We start from the raw sequence: 16,264 nt of genomic DNA, 5'->3' as shown, positions 1-16,264 counted from the left end.
ATCACGTCACATACCGCCCTCTGACATGGACCTTGGGACGCAACCCGATACCCTGCACGTAGAAAGTGCCCTCCGCCTGGACCGACAGAACCCCTCAGCAAGGTTCATCGTCCCAGGTCAGGAAGGCACTTTCGCGTTTCCGCCTCAACAACCGCCGTACCCAAGCGAAACGACGAGGTTAGCGATCTACCGGCGCCTCCCGACCCGGTGACACCACCCCCCGGGTCATGGTCGACAGGGGGCAAAAGTCATGCCGGGCCAGAAGGCCGGGAGCCCCACGATCGGGGCCGTCTAGAAGGTAACGGGAGCGAAGGGGCCGGGTCGTTCGTGACTGTGTTGATCGCATCAACCGGACGGTGTCCGGGAGGAGTTCGGTGGACCAGTTGAAGTCGCAGACCAAGCCGCTTGAGATTTCGAAGTGGGAAGTCAAGGAAGCCTGGGAGGAAGTCAGAGCGAATAACGGAGCCCCGGGAGTGGACGGGCAGAGCATCGACGACTTCGAGAAGGACCTGAGGAACAACCTCTACAAGGTCTGGAACAGGATGTCGTCAGGTTCATACTTTCCGCCCCCGGCGCGAGCGGTGGCAATTCCCAAGCTACAGGGAGGCGGCGAAAGAATGCTCGGCATTCCTGCTGTCGCCGACCGCGTGGCTCAGACCGTCGTGGCCCGGCATCTCATGCTGAGGGTGGAGCCAATTTTCCATCCCGACAGCTTCGGATACCGGCCTGGGCGGTCCGCCTTGGATGCGGTGGAGAAGTGCCGGAAGCGCTGTTGGAAACGGGACTGGGTGGTCGAGTTCGACATCGCCAAGTTCTTTGACAGCGTGCCCTGGGACCTGCTGGTCAAGGCAGTGGAAGCGCATACCGACGCCGTCTGGGTGAACTGGTATGTGCGGCGGTGGCTCGCTGCCCCGCTTCAGATGCCCTACGGCTCTCTGCTGGTACGGGAGCGGGGAACCCCGCAAGGGGCTCCCGTGTCGCCCGTCATGGCGAACCTGTTCCTGCACTACGCGTTCGACACCTGGATGGCCCGGGAGTTCCCGTCCGTCTGGTTCGAGCGATATGCGGATGATGCGGTGCTGCACTGCGTAACCGAGCGTCAGGCCCGCCAGGTACTGGCCGCGCTCACGGACAGGATGGCCGAGGTCGGGCTGCGTCTGCACCCGGCCAAGACCCGGATCGTGTACTGCCGGGACGGGAATCGCCAAGGCTCCTACGAGCACACGGCGTTCACGTTCCTGGGATACACCTTCCGCGCCAGGAGGAACCGGAGTCGACACGGGAACCAGTTCCTGGCGTTTGACCCGGCGGTCAGCAAGGACGCGCTCAAAAAGATGGGTCGGGAAGCGCGGAGCTGGCATCTGCACACCCGCACCGATCTGACCTTCCAGGAGCTCGCCCGGAGGATCAACCCTGTCGTGGCGGGCTGGATCAACTACTACGGCCGTTTCAGGCCCTGGGAGTTGACCCCTTTCATGACACGCATCAACTCCTACCTGGTGCGTTGGATCCGCAAGAAGTACAAACGGCTCGCGGCCAAGCGGAAGGCGCTGGCGAAAATGCAGGAGATCGCCCGGCGATACCCCCGCATGTTCGCGCACTGGAGCATCACCCCGACCGTGAGTGCCGTGCTGGTTTGAGGATCAGGACGACAAGAGCGGAGTGACGAGAGATCGTCACGCTCCGTTCTGTGAGGGCCGGAGGGTGAAATCCCCTCCGGCTACTCGGCGACGAACTGGTGATCAGCCGCTTCCAGTTCGTTGACGACCACCGGGCCACCTACGAGGTGAAGCGGCTCTGCCAGGTCCTAGACGTGAACCGTTCCAGCTACTACAAGTGGCTCGCCGGCGCCGAGGCCCGGGCCGCCCGGCGGCTCGGCGCTTGCGGATCGTTCGCTGCGGTCTGCGGTCTGCGGTCTGCGGTCTGCGGTCTGCGGTCTGCGGGCTTCGGTGGTGCGAGGTCAGCGCGTTGCGTCCTGTGCGTCGTGTGACGCTGCGCCTGCCCTCCCAGGCGCGTACCGGCAGTCGGTGCCATGCGGAGCTGACCACCGCGGTGCCTCACGTCTGTCACGGCAGTCGGCGGGGGAGCGGTTTGTGTGTGGGAGGCTTGTGGAGATCGCCGTCCCGGGCGTCCTGCTCAAGGGCCGGGGTGCAGGAGTCGCGCTGGTGTTGTTCCTTCGGGCTGAGTCCCGTGGTCCCCGGTGGTATTACGTCGATACGTAGGCCTTTTTTGGGCTTGCCCGTGTGGGGACAGATCATGATGGAAGTGCTCGATGCCAGGGCAGTGAATGTGATGCTGCTGGATGCGAAGACGCCGCGGGAGCGGGTGGTGCCGGGGTACGCACCGCGGTGCGGGTGGTGCGAGGTCGCTGGGGAGTGCGGGCGGTGTCCCGGCATGGTTCGCAGCGCCAGGCTGCGGAAACCGGCGCAGAGGCACGGTCACTTCGCCGACTTCGGCCAGGACTGGCGGGAGAGTCGGGCCCAGGGCACTGAGCCATGGCGGCGGGCATGACGGCACAGGAGTTGGCGCGGGCGGTGAGGGGGCTGCTGGATGCCAGTCATGCGGCGCCGTTCGAGGAGTTGTCCCGCCTTCTCGATACCGCGGCGATGACGGCCGGTGCGGGCGGGGCGCGGTTGTTCGTGGCGGATTTGCAGGAGGAGGTGCTGCGGGAGGTCACCGGAAGGGGCTTGAATGCCGGCGCGGGCGGCGAGGAGTTCCAGATCGAGGGCACTTTGCCGGGTCGTGCGTACCAGGTCAGTGAGATCACCGCGCCGGCGCGTGGTGGGGCGTGCTGGGTGCCGGTGCTGGACGGTGCGGAGCGCCTGGGTGTCCTGCACATCGAGCCCGGCCCCGGCGATGGGGGCAGGCCTGATGAGGACGTGATGCGGGTGCTGGCGTCGATAGCCGGACTGCTGCTGGTGTCCAAGCGGGCCAACAGTGACTCCCACGCCCGGCTGACGCGGACCCGGCCGATGGGAGTGCCGGCGGAACTACAGTGGGCGCTGATGCCGCCGCAGACCTTCTCCGACCACCGGGTCACCGTCAGCGCGTTCATGGAACCGGCTTACCAGGTGGCCGGCGACGCCTTCGAGTACGCGGTGGCCGGGGACACTCTGCACCTGGCGGTGTTCGATGCCATGGGCCACGACACCTCCTCGGGTCTGACCGCCGCTCTGGCGATGTCCACCTGCCGCAGCCGCCGCCGCGCAGGCGCGAGCATCCCCGACGCCAGCAGGGCCATCGAGGACACCCTGGTCGGGCAGTTCGGGCACAGCCGCTACGCCACCGGTATCCTCGCGGACCTTGAGCTGAACACCGGCTTGTTCAGCTGGGTCAACCGCGGCCATTTGCTGCCGGTGCTGATTCGCGGCGGCCGCTGGGCCAGTACGCTGCACTGCCCGCCGGCGGGTCCGATGGGCAGTGGTTTCAATCTGCCGGTCACCCAGTGCACCGAGCAGTTGGAGCCCGGTGACCGGCTCCTGATGTTTACAGACGGCATCATCGAAGCCCGTGACAGCGACGGGCAGGAATTCGGTGTGGAGCGCTTCACCGACTTCATCATCCGCCACCAGGCCGACAACCTGCCCGTCGCGGAAACCCTGCGCCGTCTCATGCACGCCGTCATGGACTACCACGACGGACAGCTCCAGGACGATGCGACCGTCCTGTTCTGCGAATGGCACGGCGACACCGGCCCGCACTGACCACCTCATGTCCGCGAGGCGGCATCCGAGGGGGCGGATATCGCTTTCCCGGGCGGATCGAACCGCCCGGCTCGGCCGACTGCTGGCCGCGCTGCCGCAGCCCACAGCCGGGGAATGGTGGCCCGGCCTGGAACCATGGCTCGGCGAGGAAACCGACGAGGCCGCCCTGCACGCGGTCGGCGACCTCGGTATCACCGGCCCGGTCGATCTCACCCTACGCACACACGGTGGCCCAAACGCGCAGCCCGCGCTCGTCGTCGGCTGCGACGGCAAGAACCTGTGGATCACCGGCCCGGGCGGCGCCCGCCTCGGCGAGACGATCCTGACCGAACCCGCCTCGACCCTGCGCATCCTCACGGTCGGCGAGTACGTCGAGGTCTACGCCGACGGTACTTTCGCCCTGACCACCCTGTGCTACACGGGCAGCCCCGCCCCGTGGACCGCGGTTACGGACGGACACACCCGCACGATCCCCACCCGCCCGATCCGCTTGCCCGACCCTCGCCGTGACGACGCCTCCGCTGTTTGGCCTGGCCCGTACTCCGGCTGAGCGGCGCCTCAGCCTCTCCGGGCCCGCGGTCTTGTAGAAGGCCATGCTCGGCGGCGGCGCCTGCTCGGCCCAGATGGTCTTGCCAGTAGGGGTGTGCCGGGTGCCCCAACCGCGACGGGACGGGAGCGATCGATTCCGGCGACGCCGGGCACCGGTTGTCCCCACTGAGTTCGTCGTTCTCGACGCACGGCGGGATCGACAGGCCTGTCCCGGAACCGCCGAAGTCCGGTGTGGGCAGGCGTGGTTCAGCGGGTGGGGGGGGCGACGGGCGAGGACGGTCGCGCTATCGTGAGGGCTCAGCTGGGCAGGTGGGACGGGCGGTCCGCACCGTAACCCCGGCCGGGTCACGCGCTCCGCGCGGACCACCTCCGGTGTCGTCCGCCGACAGCCGGGGGACTTGGGTCATCGAACGGTCGTGGCCGTGCGCCATGCCGTGTTGCGGAGCTGCCTGCGTCGTCACGTTGGCGGTTCTCTCCGGTCCCGGCATGCCGTGCGTCTACGGGCATCTTTCCGCACGTCATGCCCGACGATCACAGGAAGGCCCTCCCGTGCACGCCTCCGCCCCTGAGGAGACCGCCGCGCCCGTACCCCGGCCGGTCACTCGCTCCCGCTTCGGGTCCTGGATTCCCGGTCTGCTGTACGACACCGCGTTCCGCCGCTACTGGACGGCGCAGACGGTGTCGTACCTCGGCGACCAGGTGTCCGCCCTCGCCATCCCCCTCATCGCCGTCACCGTCGTGCACGCCGACGCGGCCCAGATCGGCTATCTCGGTGCCGCGGTCTGGCTGCCGCATCTTCTGTTCGGGCCCTGGGCCGGACTGTGGGCGGACGGTCGCAGGCATCGCCGCCGTGTCATGATCGCCGCCGACCTGGGCCGCTTCGCCCTGCTCCTCGGTCTGCCCCTGGTGTACGCCCTTGGCACGCTGACGTTCACCGTCCTCTTCACGGTGGCCTTCGGCGTCGGCCTGCTGTCGGTCCTTTTCGAGGTGTGCAATCCGCCGCTGTTCAAGGCGCTGGTGCCGACGGACGACTACGTGGCCGGCAACGCGCTCGGCAGCGGCAGCCGGGCCATGGCGAAGGTCGTCGGGCCCAGCGCCGGTGGCTTTCTGGTGCAGCTGGCTTCCGCGCCGATCGCTCTGCTCGTGGACGCGCTGTCGTACCTGGTCTCGGCGGTGTTCCTGGCCCGAATCGCCCCGCAGGAGGCGCCGCCCTCGCGGAACCGCGTACGTCTGCGGGCGGCAGGCCGGTTCATCGTCCGCTCCCGGTCCATCCGGGCGGCGCTGGGCGCCACGGCCACGCTCAACTTCTTCTGCTTCGTCACCACCACCCTCTTCGTCCTGTACGCCACCACCACCCTGGGCCTCGGCGCGGGGCTGCTGGGCACGGTGCTGGGCGCGGGAGCCGTCGGCGCGGTGGTGGGGGCCGTCTCCGCGACCTGGCTCACCCGGCGTCTCGGGGTGGGCCGGACCCTTCTGCTCGGCTGCCTGGCTACCCCCGCCCCCCTGTTGCTGATCCCCGCAGCCCACGGGTCCGGAAACGCGGTCCTGCTCATGCTCGTCGGCGCCCAGTTCGGTTCGGCGATGGGCGTGATCTGGATCGACATCACCGCGGCCACCCTGCTGACCTCGCTGGTTCCGGACACCATGCGGTCCAGTGTGTTCGGCGCCTACCAGGGAGTGAACCTCGGCATGCGGCCACTCGCCGCGCTGCTCGCGGGTGCTCTTGCCGGACCACTGGGACTACGGGCCACGCTGTGGATCGCAGCGGCGGGGGCACTCACCGCCTGCCTGTGGATCCTGCCCTCGCCACTGTCCCGCAGGGCCCTGCCCGCAGCGGGCCAGGAGGGGTGAGCGGCACGAACCATGTCGCGAAGTGCCGCTCAGAGTGCCTGTGACAGTGCCTCTCCGGCTGTCGTCGCGCAATTAGTGTGACCACACCGATCGATGATCGCCCTCATACCCACCCTTTTCCCGGGACGTCCGCCCACGTCCTCACAGAGCGCTCCGTGACACCAGCAGATCCCGGACACTTCCTCGACACATCCCGGCGCCAGGCAACGCCCGCCACGTGAGCCTGCGAGAGCGCCCGGCCACGCGGTCCTCCTCCTTCATGAAAGGCACAGCTGTGAGTCCGTTTGCCACCGATACCCTGAACCTCCTCAGTGATCGCGAGCTGGAAGTGCTCGGCCATCTCGCCGAAGGACACACCTACACCGCCATCGCGCGCCGGATGAACCTGAGTCCGCACACGGTGGATACGTATTTGCGCCGTATCCGCGGCAAGGCGGGCGTCAGCAACCGGGCGCACCTGATGCTGCTGGCCCTGCAAGCCACCCAGGTCCACGGCTTCGCTCTCACCCAGGTCTGAGTCTCTCCATCTGTACCGAAGGCCGGGGGCGTAGGCGGTGTTCACCGTCGCCGCCCCCGGCCTTCGTGCTGTGAATCCCTCCGGTCGCACGGTCTCAGCCGGCCACCAGCGCCGGCCGCGCCCTCCGCTCGACCTCCTGACGCACCAGCGGCAGCAGCGACCTCCCGAACTCCTCGGCGTCCGGCAGCGGTTCGTAACCGCGCAGCAGGAACGTGGTCACGCCGATGTCGACGTAGTCCAGCAGCGCCTGCGCCACCGTCTCCGGAGTACCCACCAGCGCGGTGGAGTTGCCGGCCGCTCCGGTGGCGGCGGCGGGCGCGGTCCACAGGGCGCGATCGTGCCGCTCGCCCATCGCGGCAGCGGCCAGTAGCCGCTGCGACCCTGTGTTCTCCGGGCGGGCCGACGGGCCGAGCGGCAGCGGCGGACGGCTCCGGTCGAAGAAGGAACCCGCGGTCCCCCGCCGCTGGATGGTGTCCAGAATGCCGTAGGCCCGCTCCCACGCCTCGTCCTCGGTCCGGCCCAGGATCGGCCGGAACGACACGCTGATCCTGGGCGGTTCGGCGCGTCCGGCCGCCCGGGCCGCGGCCTGTACGGCGGCGATCTGCTCGGCGGTCTGCGCCAGCGGCTCGCCCCACAGCGCGAACACGTCCGCGTGCCGACCGCCGACCCGCAGGGCAGCGGCCGACGAGCCTCCGAAGTACAGCGGCACGCGCGGCCGTTGCAGGGGCCGGACCTCGGAGCGGAAGTCGTCGAAGCGGTAGAAGCGGCCCTCGTGGCTGAACCCGTCCGGCTCCTGCCACGCGCTCTTGAGCACGTCGAGGAACTCGTCCGTACGGGCGTAGCGGTCGTCCTTGGCCAAGTAGTCGCCGTCGCGCCGCTGTTCGGCGTCGTTTCCGCCGGAGATGACATGGACGGCGAGCCGGCCGCCGCTGAAGTGGTCCAGCGTGGCGAAGGACCGGGCGGCCATGGTGGGCTCCACCACACCCGGACGGTGGGCCAGCAGCAGACCGAGGCGCTCGGTGCGGGCCGCCACATGGGCGGCGATCTGCGCGCCGTCGGGCGAACCGGAGCTGTAGCCGATGAGCACGCGGTCGAACCCGGCATCCTCGTGCACGCGTGCCGAGCGCAGCGTGAACTCCGGGTCCACGTCGGGCCCGTGGGGACCGCTCTCGGAGTTCTTGGCACCGATCATTCCGATGAATTCGATGGACATTGAGGGCACCGCTTTCGTGTGGTGGGGTGGTCAGAGGGTGGAGACCCGGCCGCCGGTTCGCGCCTCGGAGAGGGCGGTCCGGTCGAGCTTGCCGTGCGGGGTGACCGGGAGCCGATCGAGATAGTGCAACCCCTGGGGCCGCATATGGACGGGCAGCCGCTCGGCGAGCAGCTCGCGCACCCGCGCGGGCGGGAGCGTGTCCCGGTCGGCGACAAGGAAGGCGGCGAGACCGGGCGTGCGGCCCGTGTCGTCGACCAGGCAGGCGGCTCCGAGCACCCCGGGCAGCGCCCTCAACGCGGCCTCGACCTCGCCGAGTTCGATGCGGAAGCCGCGCAGCTTCACCTGGCCGTCCATCCGGCCGACGTAGTGGAGGAAGCCCTCGGCGTCGGCGACCGCCCAGTCGCCGCTGCGGTAGCGGCGCCCGCCGCCTTCGGGGTTCTGGGGGAAGCGTTCCGCGGTCAGTTCGGGCCGGCCGAGATAGCCGTGGCTCACACCGGCGCCGCCCACCCACAGCTCGCCGCGTTCTCCCGGTGGCACCAAACGGCCGTTCCCGTCCCGGAGTTGGACGTCCAGATGCGCCAGCGGCCGCCCGATCGGGGTGTGTCCGGGACCGGCCTCGCGGAGTATCTCCGGAGTCAGCAGGCAGTGGGTGACGTGCACCGTGGTCTCGGTGATCCCGTACATGTTGGTCACCGCCGCGCCGGGTGCGACGCCGGCCGCCCACCAGCGGCGGATGTCGTCGGGGACCAACGCCTCGCCGCCGAGGACGACATGGCGCAGCGCGGGCAGCCGCAGGCCGCTCGCGGTCGCCTCGGTGACCAGGTTGCCGAACGCGGAGGGCACCTGATCGAGGACCGTGACCCGCTCGGCTGCCAGCAGGGCCGCGAAGGCGTCCGGGTCCGCGGCCGTCTCCTGGTCGACCACGACCGCGCGGCCCCCGTACAGCAGGGCGCCCCAGATCTCCCAGACGCTGAAGTCGAAGCTCCACGAGTGGAACAGGGTCCACACGTCGTCGGCCCCGCTGCCGAACAGAGGTATGGCCGCGTCCAGCAGGGCGAGAACCTGTGCGTGCCCGACGACGCACCCCTTGGGGACGCCGGTGGAGCCGGAGGTGTAGATGGTGTAGGCCGTGTCGGGTGGGAGTACCGCGGCTCCGGGCATGGGCGGCCGTGCGGCCAGCCGGAGCGGCCCCAGCTCCGCCAGCAGTGTCTCGTCGGGTGCCAACGCCCCATCGGTGACGACGAGTTGGGTGCCGGAGTCCTCCAGGAGGTGGCGCTGTCGCTGCTCCGGGTAGCCGGGGTCGACCGGCAGGTAGGACGCTCCGGCGCCGAGGATGCCCAGGAGCGCGGCCAGAGCGTGCCGGGAGCGGCCCGCGCGCAGTGCGACCGGCTGTCCGGGAGCCACTTGGTCGCGCAGGGCACGGGTGACGGTGGCGGCCTGCTCGGCCAACTCGCCGTAGCTGAGCGGGCCGTAGGCGTCCGTCACGGCCGTACGGGCGGGTTCGCGGGCGGCCACCGCCCGGAAGCGGGAGTCGAGGCGGTCGCCGGTGCGGCGGGGCGGGGTCATACGGTGTCTCCGATCCGGGCCCGCGGGTCCGCGGCGGCCTGGCCGTCACGGGCCGCGGTGAGGGCGTGGGTGAGATAGCTGGCGACGTCGTCGGGGGTCGTACCGCGGCCGAAGACCCGGTCCGCGCCTATCTCGGCGGCCATCGTCGGATCGAAGCGCGGTCCGCCGACCACGAGCAGCGGCCGGGTGCGGCCCGCGAAGACAATGTCCAGTTCCGCGCCGAGTTCACGCACATTGGTGAGATGGGCGTCGCGCTGGGTGACGGCCTGGGAGACCAGGACGGCGTCGGCGCCCTCGCTCAGCGCCCGGCGCGCCAGGTCGGCGACCGCGACCTGCGCTCCGAGGTTCACCACGCGCATCGAGTGGTAGTACTCAAGGCCCTTCTGGCCCGCGAAGCCCTTGATGTTGAGGATGGCGTCGATTCCGACGGTGTGGGCGTCGGTGCCGATGCAGGCACCCACCACGACCAGGTCTCGGCCCAGTCGCCCGTGCAGGGTCTCGTCGACCTCCTGGGCGGACAGCAGCGGGTACTCCCGCTCCATGACGTCCACCGAGTCCAGTGCCACGCGGTGCACGACGGGGCCGTAGACGACGAAGAAGGTGAATTCGGTGCCGATCGGGCGGGCATGGACCAGGAGAGGGCGCTCCAGGCCCATCTGGCGGGCCAGTTGGAGCGCGGTCGCCTCGGCGAGCGGCTCGTGCGGCAGGGGGAGGGTGAACGACAGCTGGACCATGCCGTCGTCGGTCGTGTCGCCGTAGGGGCGGACCGCGCACGGTGGCGGGTCGGGTTCGGTCATGGCTGGTCTGCTCCTTCGCTTTCACAGTCGGAGTCCGAGGTGCTGTCCAGCAGTTCGATGGCGGGATTGCGGTAGTCCGGGGCCCGTTCGGCGACTCCGTCCCGGCCTCGGCCACCCTCGACGGGGCGGCGCATGCCGCCGAAGGTGCCCTCGGCGATGGCGTCCAGCAGGCCGCGGTCGCAGATCCGTTCCAGCAGGTCGACGGCCTCGCGCAGCACCTGGTCGGCGCGGCGGGCGATCATTCCGCCGGGGGCGGGACGGAAGTCCTCCTCCAGGGCGCCGGCGGCCTCCCGCACATAGCGGACGTTCTGGAGTGCCAGGTCCCGGTCGGAGAGGAAGGGTGTGACGACCGCCTCGGTCATCATGCCGACGAGCAGGATGTCCTGCCGGGTCAGCGCACCGGCCAGGTTGAAGAAGCCGTTGAGGAGATAGCCGCGGAAGACGTCACCCGTCATGTGCCTCGTCGGCGGCATCCACTTCAGAGGGGCGTCGGGGAACAGTTCGCGGGCCAGCAAGGCGTGGGACAGCTCCATGCGGAACGAGTCCGGCAGGTCCGGATCGATCTCGAAGGCGTGGCCGAGGCCGAGTTGGGCGTCCTTGAGCCCGGCCTCCTTGCCGAAGTACTCGTTCAGCAGCTGACTGGCCGTCACCGTGTGGGCGGCCTGCACGGCGTCGGCGGTGGTGAGGTAGTTGTCCTCGCCGGTGTTGATCACGATGCCCGCGCGGGCGTGCAGTTGGCGGGAGAACCGCTGGTCGACGAAGGTGCGGACGGGGTTGATGTCGCGGAAGAGGATGCCGTACATCGAGTCGTTGAGCATCATGTCGAGGCGTTCGAAACCCGCCAGGACGGCGATCTCCGGCATGCACAGCCCTGACGCGTAGTTGGTCAGGCGGACGTAGCGGCCGAGTTCGCCGGAGACCTCGTCGAGCGCGGCCCGCATCAGGCGGAAGTTCTCCTGGGTGGCGTAGGTGCCCGCGTAGCCCTCGCGGGTGGCGCCATGGGGTACGTAGTCGAGCAGCGACTGCCCTGTGGAGCGGATGACCGCGATGACGTCGGCGCCGCCGCGGGCCGCGGCACTCGCCTGGCGGATGTCCTCGTGGATGTCGCCGGTGGCCACGATCAGGTAGACGAGCGGGCCGCGGGCCCCGTCCCACCGGCTCAGCAGCCGTTCGCGTTCCTGGCGGCGGGCGTCGATGACGGCCAGTCCGCCGGCCATGGCCCGGCGGGCGGTCCGTACGGCCGCGGCGGCCTCGTCTCCGTCGGGCAGCCGGAAGGACACGTCCCGGGCGGTGGCCCGGGCGGCGAGGTCGGTGAGGTCACGGCCCGCGCCGGTGCGCAGCGCGTGCCACACCGGCAGGGCGACGCCGTGTTCGAGGCCGACCTGGTCGCGTACGGCGTCCACCAGCCGGTTGGCCCAGGGGATGCCCTCGGCGTCGGCGCCGGAGAGTCCCGCCAGCCGCAGCGAGGCCCGTTCGACGGCGACGGTGGTGTGGGACCGCGTGAGATCCACGACCGGGCGCCCGGCACGCACCGCCAACTCCCGTGCACGGCTCACCAGTTGAGGATCGAGCCCGAGCTTGCCGGTGGGGGCGGCGGGCCGGTGGGTGACGGAGTCGAGGGAGGTGAGTGTGGGAGAAGCGGCGGGGGCTCTCTCCGAGGCGTCCTCGTGTCGCAGCCGCCGGTCGAACAGCCCCCGCACGCCCGGGTCCGTGCGCACCAGGTCCAGCGCCTGTTCGGCGTGCCCGGGCTGGTAGCCGTTGCCGATGAGCATCGTGACGTCGGCCCGCAGGCCCTCGGCGCCGAGCGCGGCGGTGGGGAAGGACGTCGCCATCGAGAAGAAGATCACGGTGCCGCCGTCCCGGGTGGCGAGAATCGCCGCGTGTTCGCAGCCGGGGACGTCGGTGCAGACCACGGTGATGTCGACCGGGCCGCCGCAGTCCGCCAGGCGCTCGACGAGCGCGACCGCGTCGCGGGCATCGGCCCGCACGACCGTGTCGGCGAGGCGGGAGCGGTTGAGCGCGGCCTCCTCGGCCGCGTCCGGCACGACCCCCACGAGACGGCGGGCACCGGCCCGGCGGGCCGCCGCGAGGGCCAGGCTGCCGGACTTGCCGGCCGCGCCGAGCACCGCGACCGTGGGCGTGACGCCGGTGCGGGCGGTGTGGTCGGCGACGGTGCGGGCGGTCAGCGCGGGTGCTCCGCACACGTCCAGGACCGCGAGGGACAGCTCGTCGGGCAGGTCGGCGGGGAGTGCGGCGGCGATCGAACGGCCGAAGAGGACGGCGTGCCCGCGGGCCGGTACCCGCTCGCTCAGCCCGTCCCAGTCGCGCAGCCCGTCGGTGAGCGTCAGCGGGGTCAGGGTGAGCGAGACCAGGCTCGCCACCCGGTCGCCCGGCTTGAGGCCCAGCGGGGAACGCGGTCCGGTCTCGGCCACGGTGCCGATCAGCATTCCGCCGGAGCCGGTCGCCGGGTTGTGCATCTTGCCGCGCTCGCGCACGATGCGGCACACCGCCTCGCGCACGGCCTCCCCGTCACCGCCGTGGGCCTCGTACAACTGACGGTAGGACGCCGCGTCGAGGTTGAGGTGCTCGACGTCGACGCGCACCTCGTCCTCGTGCAGCGGGGCGTCGGGGTCGAGCCGGACGGCGGCCTGGGGCAGCACCCCGGCCGGTTCCACGACCCGGTGCAGTCCGAGGGGCGAACTCGGCTTTCGCGCGGCGCCGTTCACCGGTTGTCCCCCGGCTGCCACTGCGCCCAGTGTGCCTGTCCGGCCTCGGGCAGGGTGTGCAGCGGGTCGTAGTAGTGGTGGACGCGGCGCAGTGCCTGCGGGTCGTCGTGCTCGACCGAGGTCAGGTAGTTCTTCGACCAGTCGGAGATGCCGAGTTCACGGTCGTAGCCCTCGGCCTGGTGCACCCAGCGCTTGCCGACATAAGGCACGTCGCAGACCAGGCGCGGGGTGGCGAAGCCGGGGAGGTAGCCCATGATGGCGTGCTGTAGGCGCTGGGCCTCGGCGAGCGGGAGCCGCCAGTGCTCGGCGGACGGCACGATGTCGCAGAGATAGAAGTAGTACGGCGTGATCTGGGCGCTGTCGAGGAGCGCGAAGCACAGGTCGAGCAGGGCCTCGGGCGTGTGGTTGACGCCGTGCAGCAGGACGCCCTGGTTGCGTACGTCGCGCAGGCCGGCCGCGAGCAGAGCGCGGGACGCCTCGGCGACCAAGGGAGTGACCTGCTGGACGTTGTTGGCGTGGGTGTGCATCGCCAGGGAGACACCGCGCACGGTGGCCTTGGCGGTGAGCGCGGCCATGCCGTCGAGGACGTCGGGGGCGAGCCAGTGCTGGGGGAGTCCGATCAGACCCTTGCTGGCGAGCCGGATGTCGCGCACGTTGTCCAGGTCGAGCAGTCGGTCGACGAACGAACGCAGCCGCGGCCAGGGCACGTTGGCGACGTCCCCGCCGGAGACGACGACGTCGCGGACCGTGGGGGTGGCCTTGAGATAGGCGATCATCCGGTCGAGGCGGTCGGTGGGGCGCAGTACGAAGCGGTACTTGTCGACCTGCGGGGTGGAGGTGCCGACCAGGTCCATGCGGGTGCAGTGCCCGCAGTACTGGGGGCAGGTGGTGACGAGTTCGGCGAGGACCTTCGTCGGATAGCGGTGGGTGAGCCCCTCGACGACCCACATCTCGGCCTCGTGCAGGGAGTCGCGGGAGGCGAGCGGATGGCTGGGCCACCGAGGGTGCCGGTCGCTGGCGACGGGCAGCATGTAGCGGCGGACGGGATCGGCGTACCAGGCGGCCGCGTCGGGTGCGGTGAGCGGGGCGACGGTGTTGAGAACCTGCGGGGTAAGCAGGATCGGCATCGTCGCGAACTGCTGCTGGTCGGTGGCGAGATCGGCGTAGAAGGTGTCGTCCAGCCCGGGTCCGGCCACCTCGCGCAGCTGGCGGACTCCCTTTACGCAGTGGGCGCGCTGCCACTGCGGGTCGCGCCATTGCGCGGCCGTGACGTGCCGCCAGGCGGGGAAACGGCGCCAGTCGGGCTCGATCGCCTCGTGGCGCCGGTAGCCGTAGGGCTGGATCGGTGCGTCGACCGCCTCCAGGGCGAGCGGCGGGGATGCGGTACTCACGGGTGCCTCGGTTTCTCCCGGCCGCGGGCGGCGGGTGGATCGGGGGCGGGGCGGGCGCCGTGCGCCGCCGGGCGGTGGCGCCGCGGGTGTGCGGCGCCACCGGTGGTGGACTGACGTCCCGTCAGTCGGTGAGGGCGTACACGAGCGTGTCGTCGCGGTCCGGGCGGCGGTCGAACCCGGCTCGTTCCATGACCCCTTGGGAGGGAACGTTGTCGGCGGTGGTGGTGGCGAAAACGGTGTCGACATCCGGGTCACCGAGTGCCCGGTGGGCGAGTGCCGCCAGGGCCTCGGTGGCATAGCCCCGGCCGCGGGCGTCGGGGTGCAGGTCGAAGCCGATCTCGACCGACCCGTCCTGCGGCGGGCCGTGGAAGCCCATGCCGCCGACGACGAGGCCGTCCTCCTGCCGGATGAGCGCGTACATGCCCCAGCCGGGGCGGTGCAGCCCGGCCGCGTGGGCCCGCACGAGCATTCCCGCGGCCTCCTGCGAGCCCTCGCCGGGGATGCCGCCGAGCCAGTCCAGACCACCGACGCGCCCCTCCTTCAGCTCCTCGGCCTCGGCGGGCTGCACCTCGCGCAGCTGAAGGCGGTCGGTGTCGAGGGTGATGGGCTTGATCACTGGTTCTCCTGAAGGGTGTTGAGGGATACGGCGAGGGGATCGACGGCATCGAGCGCGTCCAGCAGGCGGCGCTGCTGGGGCGCTTCGCCGACGGAGATCCGCAGGTGACCGGCGAGACCGAAGCGGCCGGCGTCGCGGACGAGGATCCCGTGGTCCTGTTCCAGCAGCCGTTCGGCGGCGGCGGAGTCGGACACCGGCACGGCGAGGAAGTTGGTCACGGACGGCAGGGCGTGGCGGCCACGCGCGGCGAGGCCGGCCCGGAACCGCTCGCGGGCCGCCGCGTTCTCCCGCCGTACGCGCTCCAGGTGGTCGCGGTCGGTGAGCGCGGCGACGGCAGCGGCCTGCGCGGCCCGGTTGACGCTGAACGGCATGGTGCCCTGGGCGGCACGCAGGCGTGCGACCAGATCGGCACGGCCTACGGCGTAACCGATACGCAGCCCGGCCAGACCATGCGCCTTGGAGAAGGTACGCAGGGCCAACACCGGTGCGCCGGTGCCGAGATAGTCCAGGACCTGGGGGGTGCCGGGCGGGGCGAAGTCCAGATAGGCCTCGTCCACCACGAGCGGGGTGCCGGTGGCGTCGGCGCGCTCGACGAGCAGATCGAACGCGGCCCGGTCCAGGACGCCGCCGGTGGGGTTGTGCGGATTGCAGACGTACGCGATACCCGCCGTGCCGAGGGCATCGGCCAGGGCGGCGACGTCCGGTGCCGGGACCTCGCGGCAGCCGCGTCCTACGTTCTCCAGGCAGACCCGGTAGCCGGGGAAGGTACCTGCGGTGGTGATCCCGGGGCGCTGCCGGTCGCCGAGGGACAGTGCGCTCAACAGGACGAGTTCGTCGCTGCCGTTGGCGACGGCGACCTCATCGGTGCGTACGCCCAGCAACTCGGCGATGGCCTCGGCGGGCGCGGCGCGCGTGGGGTCGGGGTAGACGCCGGTTGCGTCGATCGCCTCGTGGGCGGCGCGCAGGGCATGCGGGCTCGGCCCGTAGGGGCTCTCGGACAGGTGCAGCCTCAGCAGCGTGCGGGGCATGGCGGGGGCGGTCACCGGTCACCGCCGAGCAGCAGGCCGAAGCAGTAACTCCCGGGCTCCGCAGCCAAGGTGAGGAAGCGGTGCTCGGCGCCGGCCGGGACGCGCAGCAGGGCGGGCGAGGTCAGCTCGTGCCGCTCGCCGTCGACAAGGACCTCGATGCGCGCGCCGCCGGCGTTGGGCGAGACGAGGAAGTAGATCTCGTCGACCTGGTGCCGGTGCGGGTCTGCCACGGGCCTGCCGACGAGGTGGGTGATGGAGCCGCCCGCGAGCTCGACCGGGATGCCGCCGAACATGTCGGCGGTGAGG

13 protein-coding genes and 1 pseudogene are annotated in these 16,264 nt (G+C 70.8%); 6 read left to right on the top strand and 8 right to left on the bottom strand.

The features are described from left to right. Positions 1-374: 374 nt before the first annotated feature. The 6 genes and pseudogenes from ltrA (at position 375) to JHN63_RS36190 (ending at position 6,621) form a co-directional block, all read left to right on the top strand. Positions 375-1,640 (top strand): group II intron reverse transcriptase/maturase, encoded by a 1,266-nt coding sequence (gene ltrA / locus JHN63_RS36210; protein ID WP_200688871.1) that lies wholly within the window; start codon positions 375-377, stop codon positions 1,638-1,640. Between the two features lie 89 nt (positions 1,641-1,729). After that, a pseudogene (locus JHN63_RS54835) lies at positions 1,730-1,870 on the top strand (IS3 family transposase); the annotation flags it as partial. 637 nt (positions 1,871-2,507) lie between these two features. Next, positions 2,508-3,704: a PP2C family protein-serine/threonine phosphatase gene (locus JHN63_RS36205; protein ID WP_200688869.1), complete on the top strand. Its 1,197-nt coding sequence runs from the start codon at positions 2,508-2,510 to the stop codon at positions 3,702-3,704. Positions 3,705-3,711: 7 nt separating this feature from the next. Beyond that, complete coding sequence (locus JHN63_RS36200) at positions 3,712-4,254, top strand: hypothetical protein (protein WP_234478224.1); 543 nt, start codon at positions 3,712-3,714, stop codon at positions 4,252-4,254. A gap of 548 nt (positions 4,255-4,802) precedes the next feature. Further along, on the top strand, positions 4,803-6,104 hold the full coding sequence (locus JHN63_RS36195; protein ID WP_307782065.1) for an MFS transporter: 1,302 nt from the start codon (positions 4,803-4,805) through the stop codon (positions 6,102-6,104). Between the two features lie 217 nt (positions 6,105-6,321). Then, on the top strand, positions 6,322-6,621 hold the full coding sequence (locus JHN63_RS36190) for a helix-turn-helix transcriptional regulator (protein WP_307782064.1): 300 nt from the start codon (positions 6,322-6,324) through the stop codon (positions 6,619-6,621). 94 nt (positions 6,622-6,715) lie between these two features. Here JHN63_RS36190 and JHN63_RS36185 read toward each other — a convergent pair whose 3' ends face one another. The 8 genes from JHN63_RS36185 to JHN63_RS36150 all read right to left on the bottom strand — a co-directional run. Continuing rightward, positions 6,716-7,834 carry an LLM class flavin-dependent oxidoreductase gene (locus JHN63_RS36185; RefSeq protein ID WP_200688866.1) on the bottom strand — a complete coding sequence of 373 codons (1,119 nt, stop codon included), beginning with the start codon at positions 7,832-7,834 and terminating at the stop codon, positions 6,716-6,718. A gap of 30 nt (positions 7,835-7,864) precedes the next feature. Then, complete coding sequence (locus JHN63_RS36180) at positions 7,865-9,400, bottom strand: amino acid adenylation domain-containing protein (RefSeq protein WP_200688864.1); 1,536 nt, start codon at positions 9,398-9,400, stop codon at positions 7,865-7,867. Further along, a complete protein-coding gene (locus tag JHN63_RS36175) occupies positions 9,397-10,197 on the bottom strand; it encodes an OAM dimerization domain-containing protein (protein ID WP_200688862.1) in 801 nt (266 codons plus the stop codon). Before JHN63_RS36175 ends, JHN63_RS36180 begins: the two co-directional genes overlap by 4 nt. Continuing rightward, a complete protein-coding gene (locus JHN63_RS54420) occupies positions 10,194-12,944 on the bottom strand; it encodes a lysine 5,6-aminomutase subunit alpha TIM-barrel domain-containing protein (RefSeq protein WP_200688854.1) in 2,751 nt (916 codons plus the stop codon). The genes JHN63_RS36175 and JHN63_RS54420 overlap by 4 nt, the downstream gene beginning before the upstream one ends. Beyond that, positions 12,920-14,314 carry a lysine 2,3-aminomutase gene (locus JHN63_RS36165; protein WP_307782063.1) on the bottom strand — a complete coding sequence of 465 codons (1,395 nt, stop codon included), beginning with the start codon at positions 14,312-14,314 and terminating at the stop codon, positions 12,920-12,922. The genes JHN63_RS54420 and JHN63_RS36165 overlap by 25 nt, the downstream gene beginning before the upstream one ends. A 121-nt stretch (positions 14,315-14,435) precedes the next feature. Beyond that, positions 14,436-14,930, bottom strand: coding sequence for a GNAT family N-acetyltransferase (locus JHN63_RS36160; RefSeq protein WP_200688852.1), 495 nt, complete (start codon positions 14,928-14,930; stop codon positions 14,436-14,438). Further along, positions 14,927-15,958 (bottom strand): histidinol-phosphate transaminase, encoded by a 1,032-nt coding sequence (locus JHN63_RS36155; RefSeq protein WP_200688850.1) that lies wholly within the window; start codon positions 15,956-15,958, stop codon positions 14,927-14,929. Before JHN63_RS36155 ends, JHN63_RS36160 begins: the two co-directional genes overlap by 4 nt. Positions 15,959-15,969: 11 nt before the next feature. Further along, positions 15,970-16,264: cupin domain-containing protein (locus JHN63_RS36150; RefSeq protein WP_200688848.1), on the bottom strand; the 295-nt coding region annotated here is incomplete at its 5' end.

Origin of the sequence: Streptomyces sp. MBT65 (genome assembly GCF_016612545.1) — a bacterium.
Taxonomy (GTDB): domain Bacteria; phylum Actinomycetota; class Actinomycetes; order Streptomycetales; family Streptomycetaceae; genus Streptomyces.
Note: the sequence above shows the minus strand (reverse complement) of the source record. Positions and strands in the feature narration are given on the sequence as shown.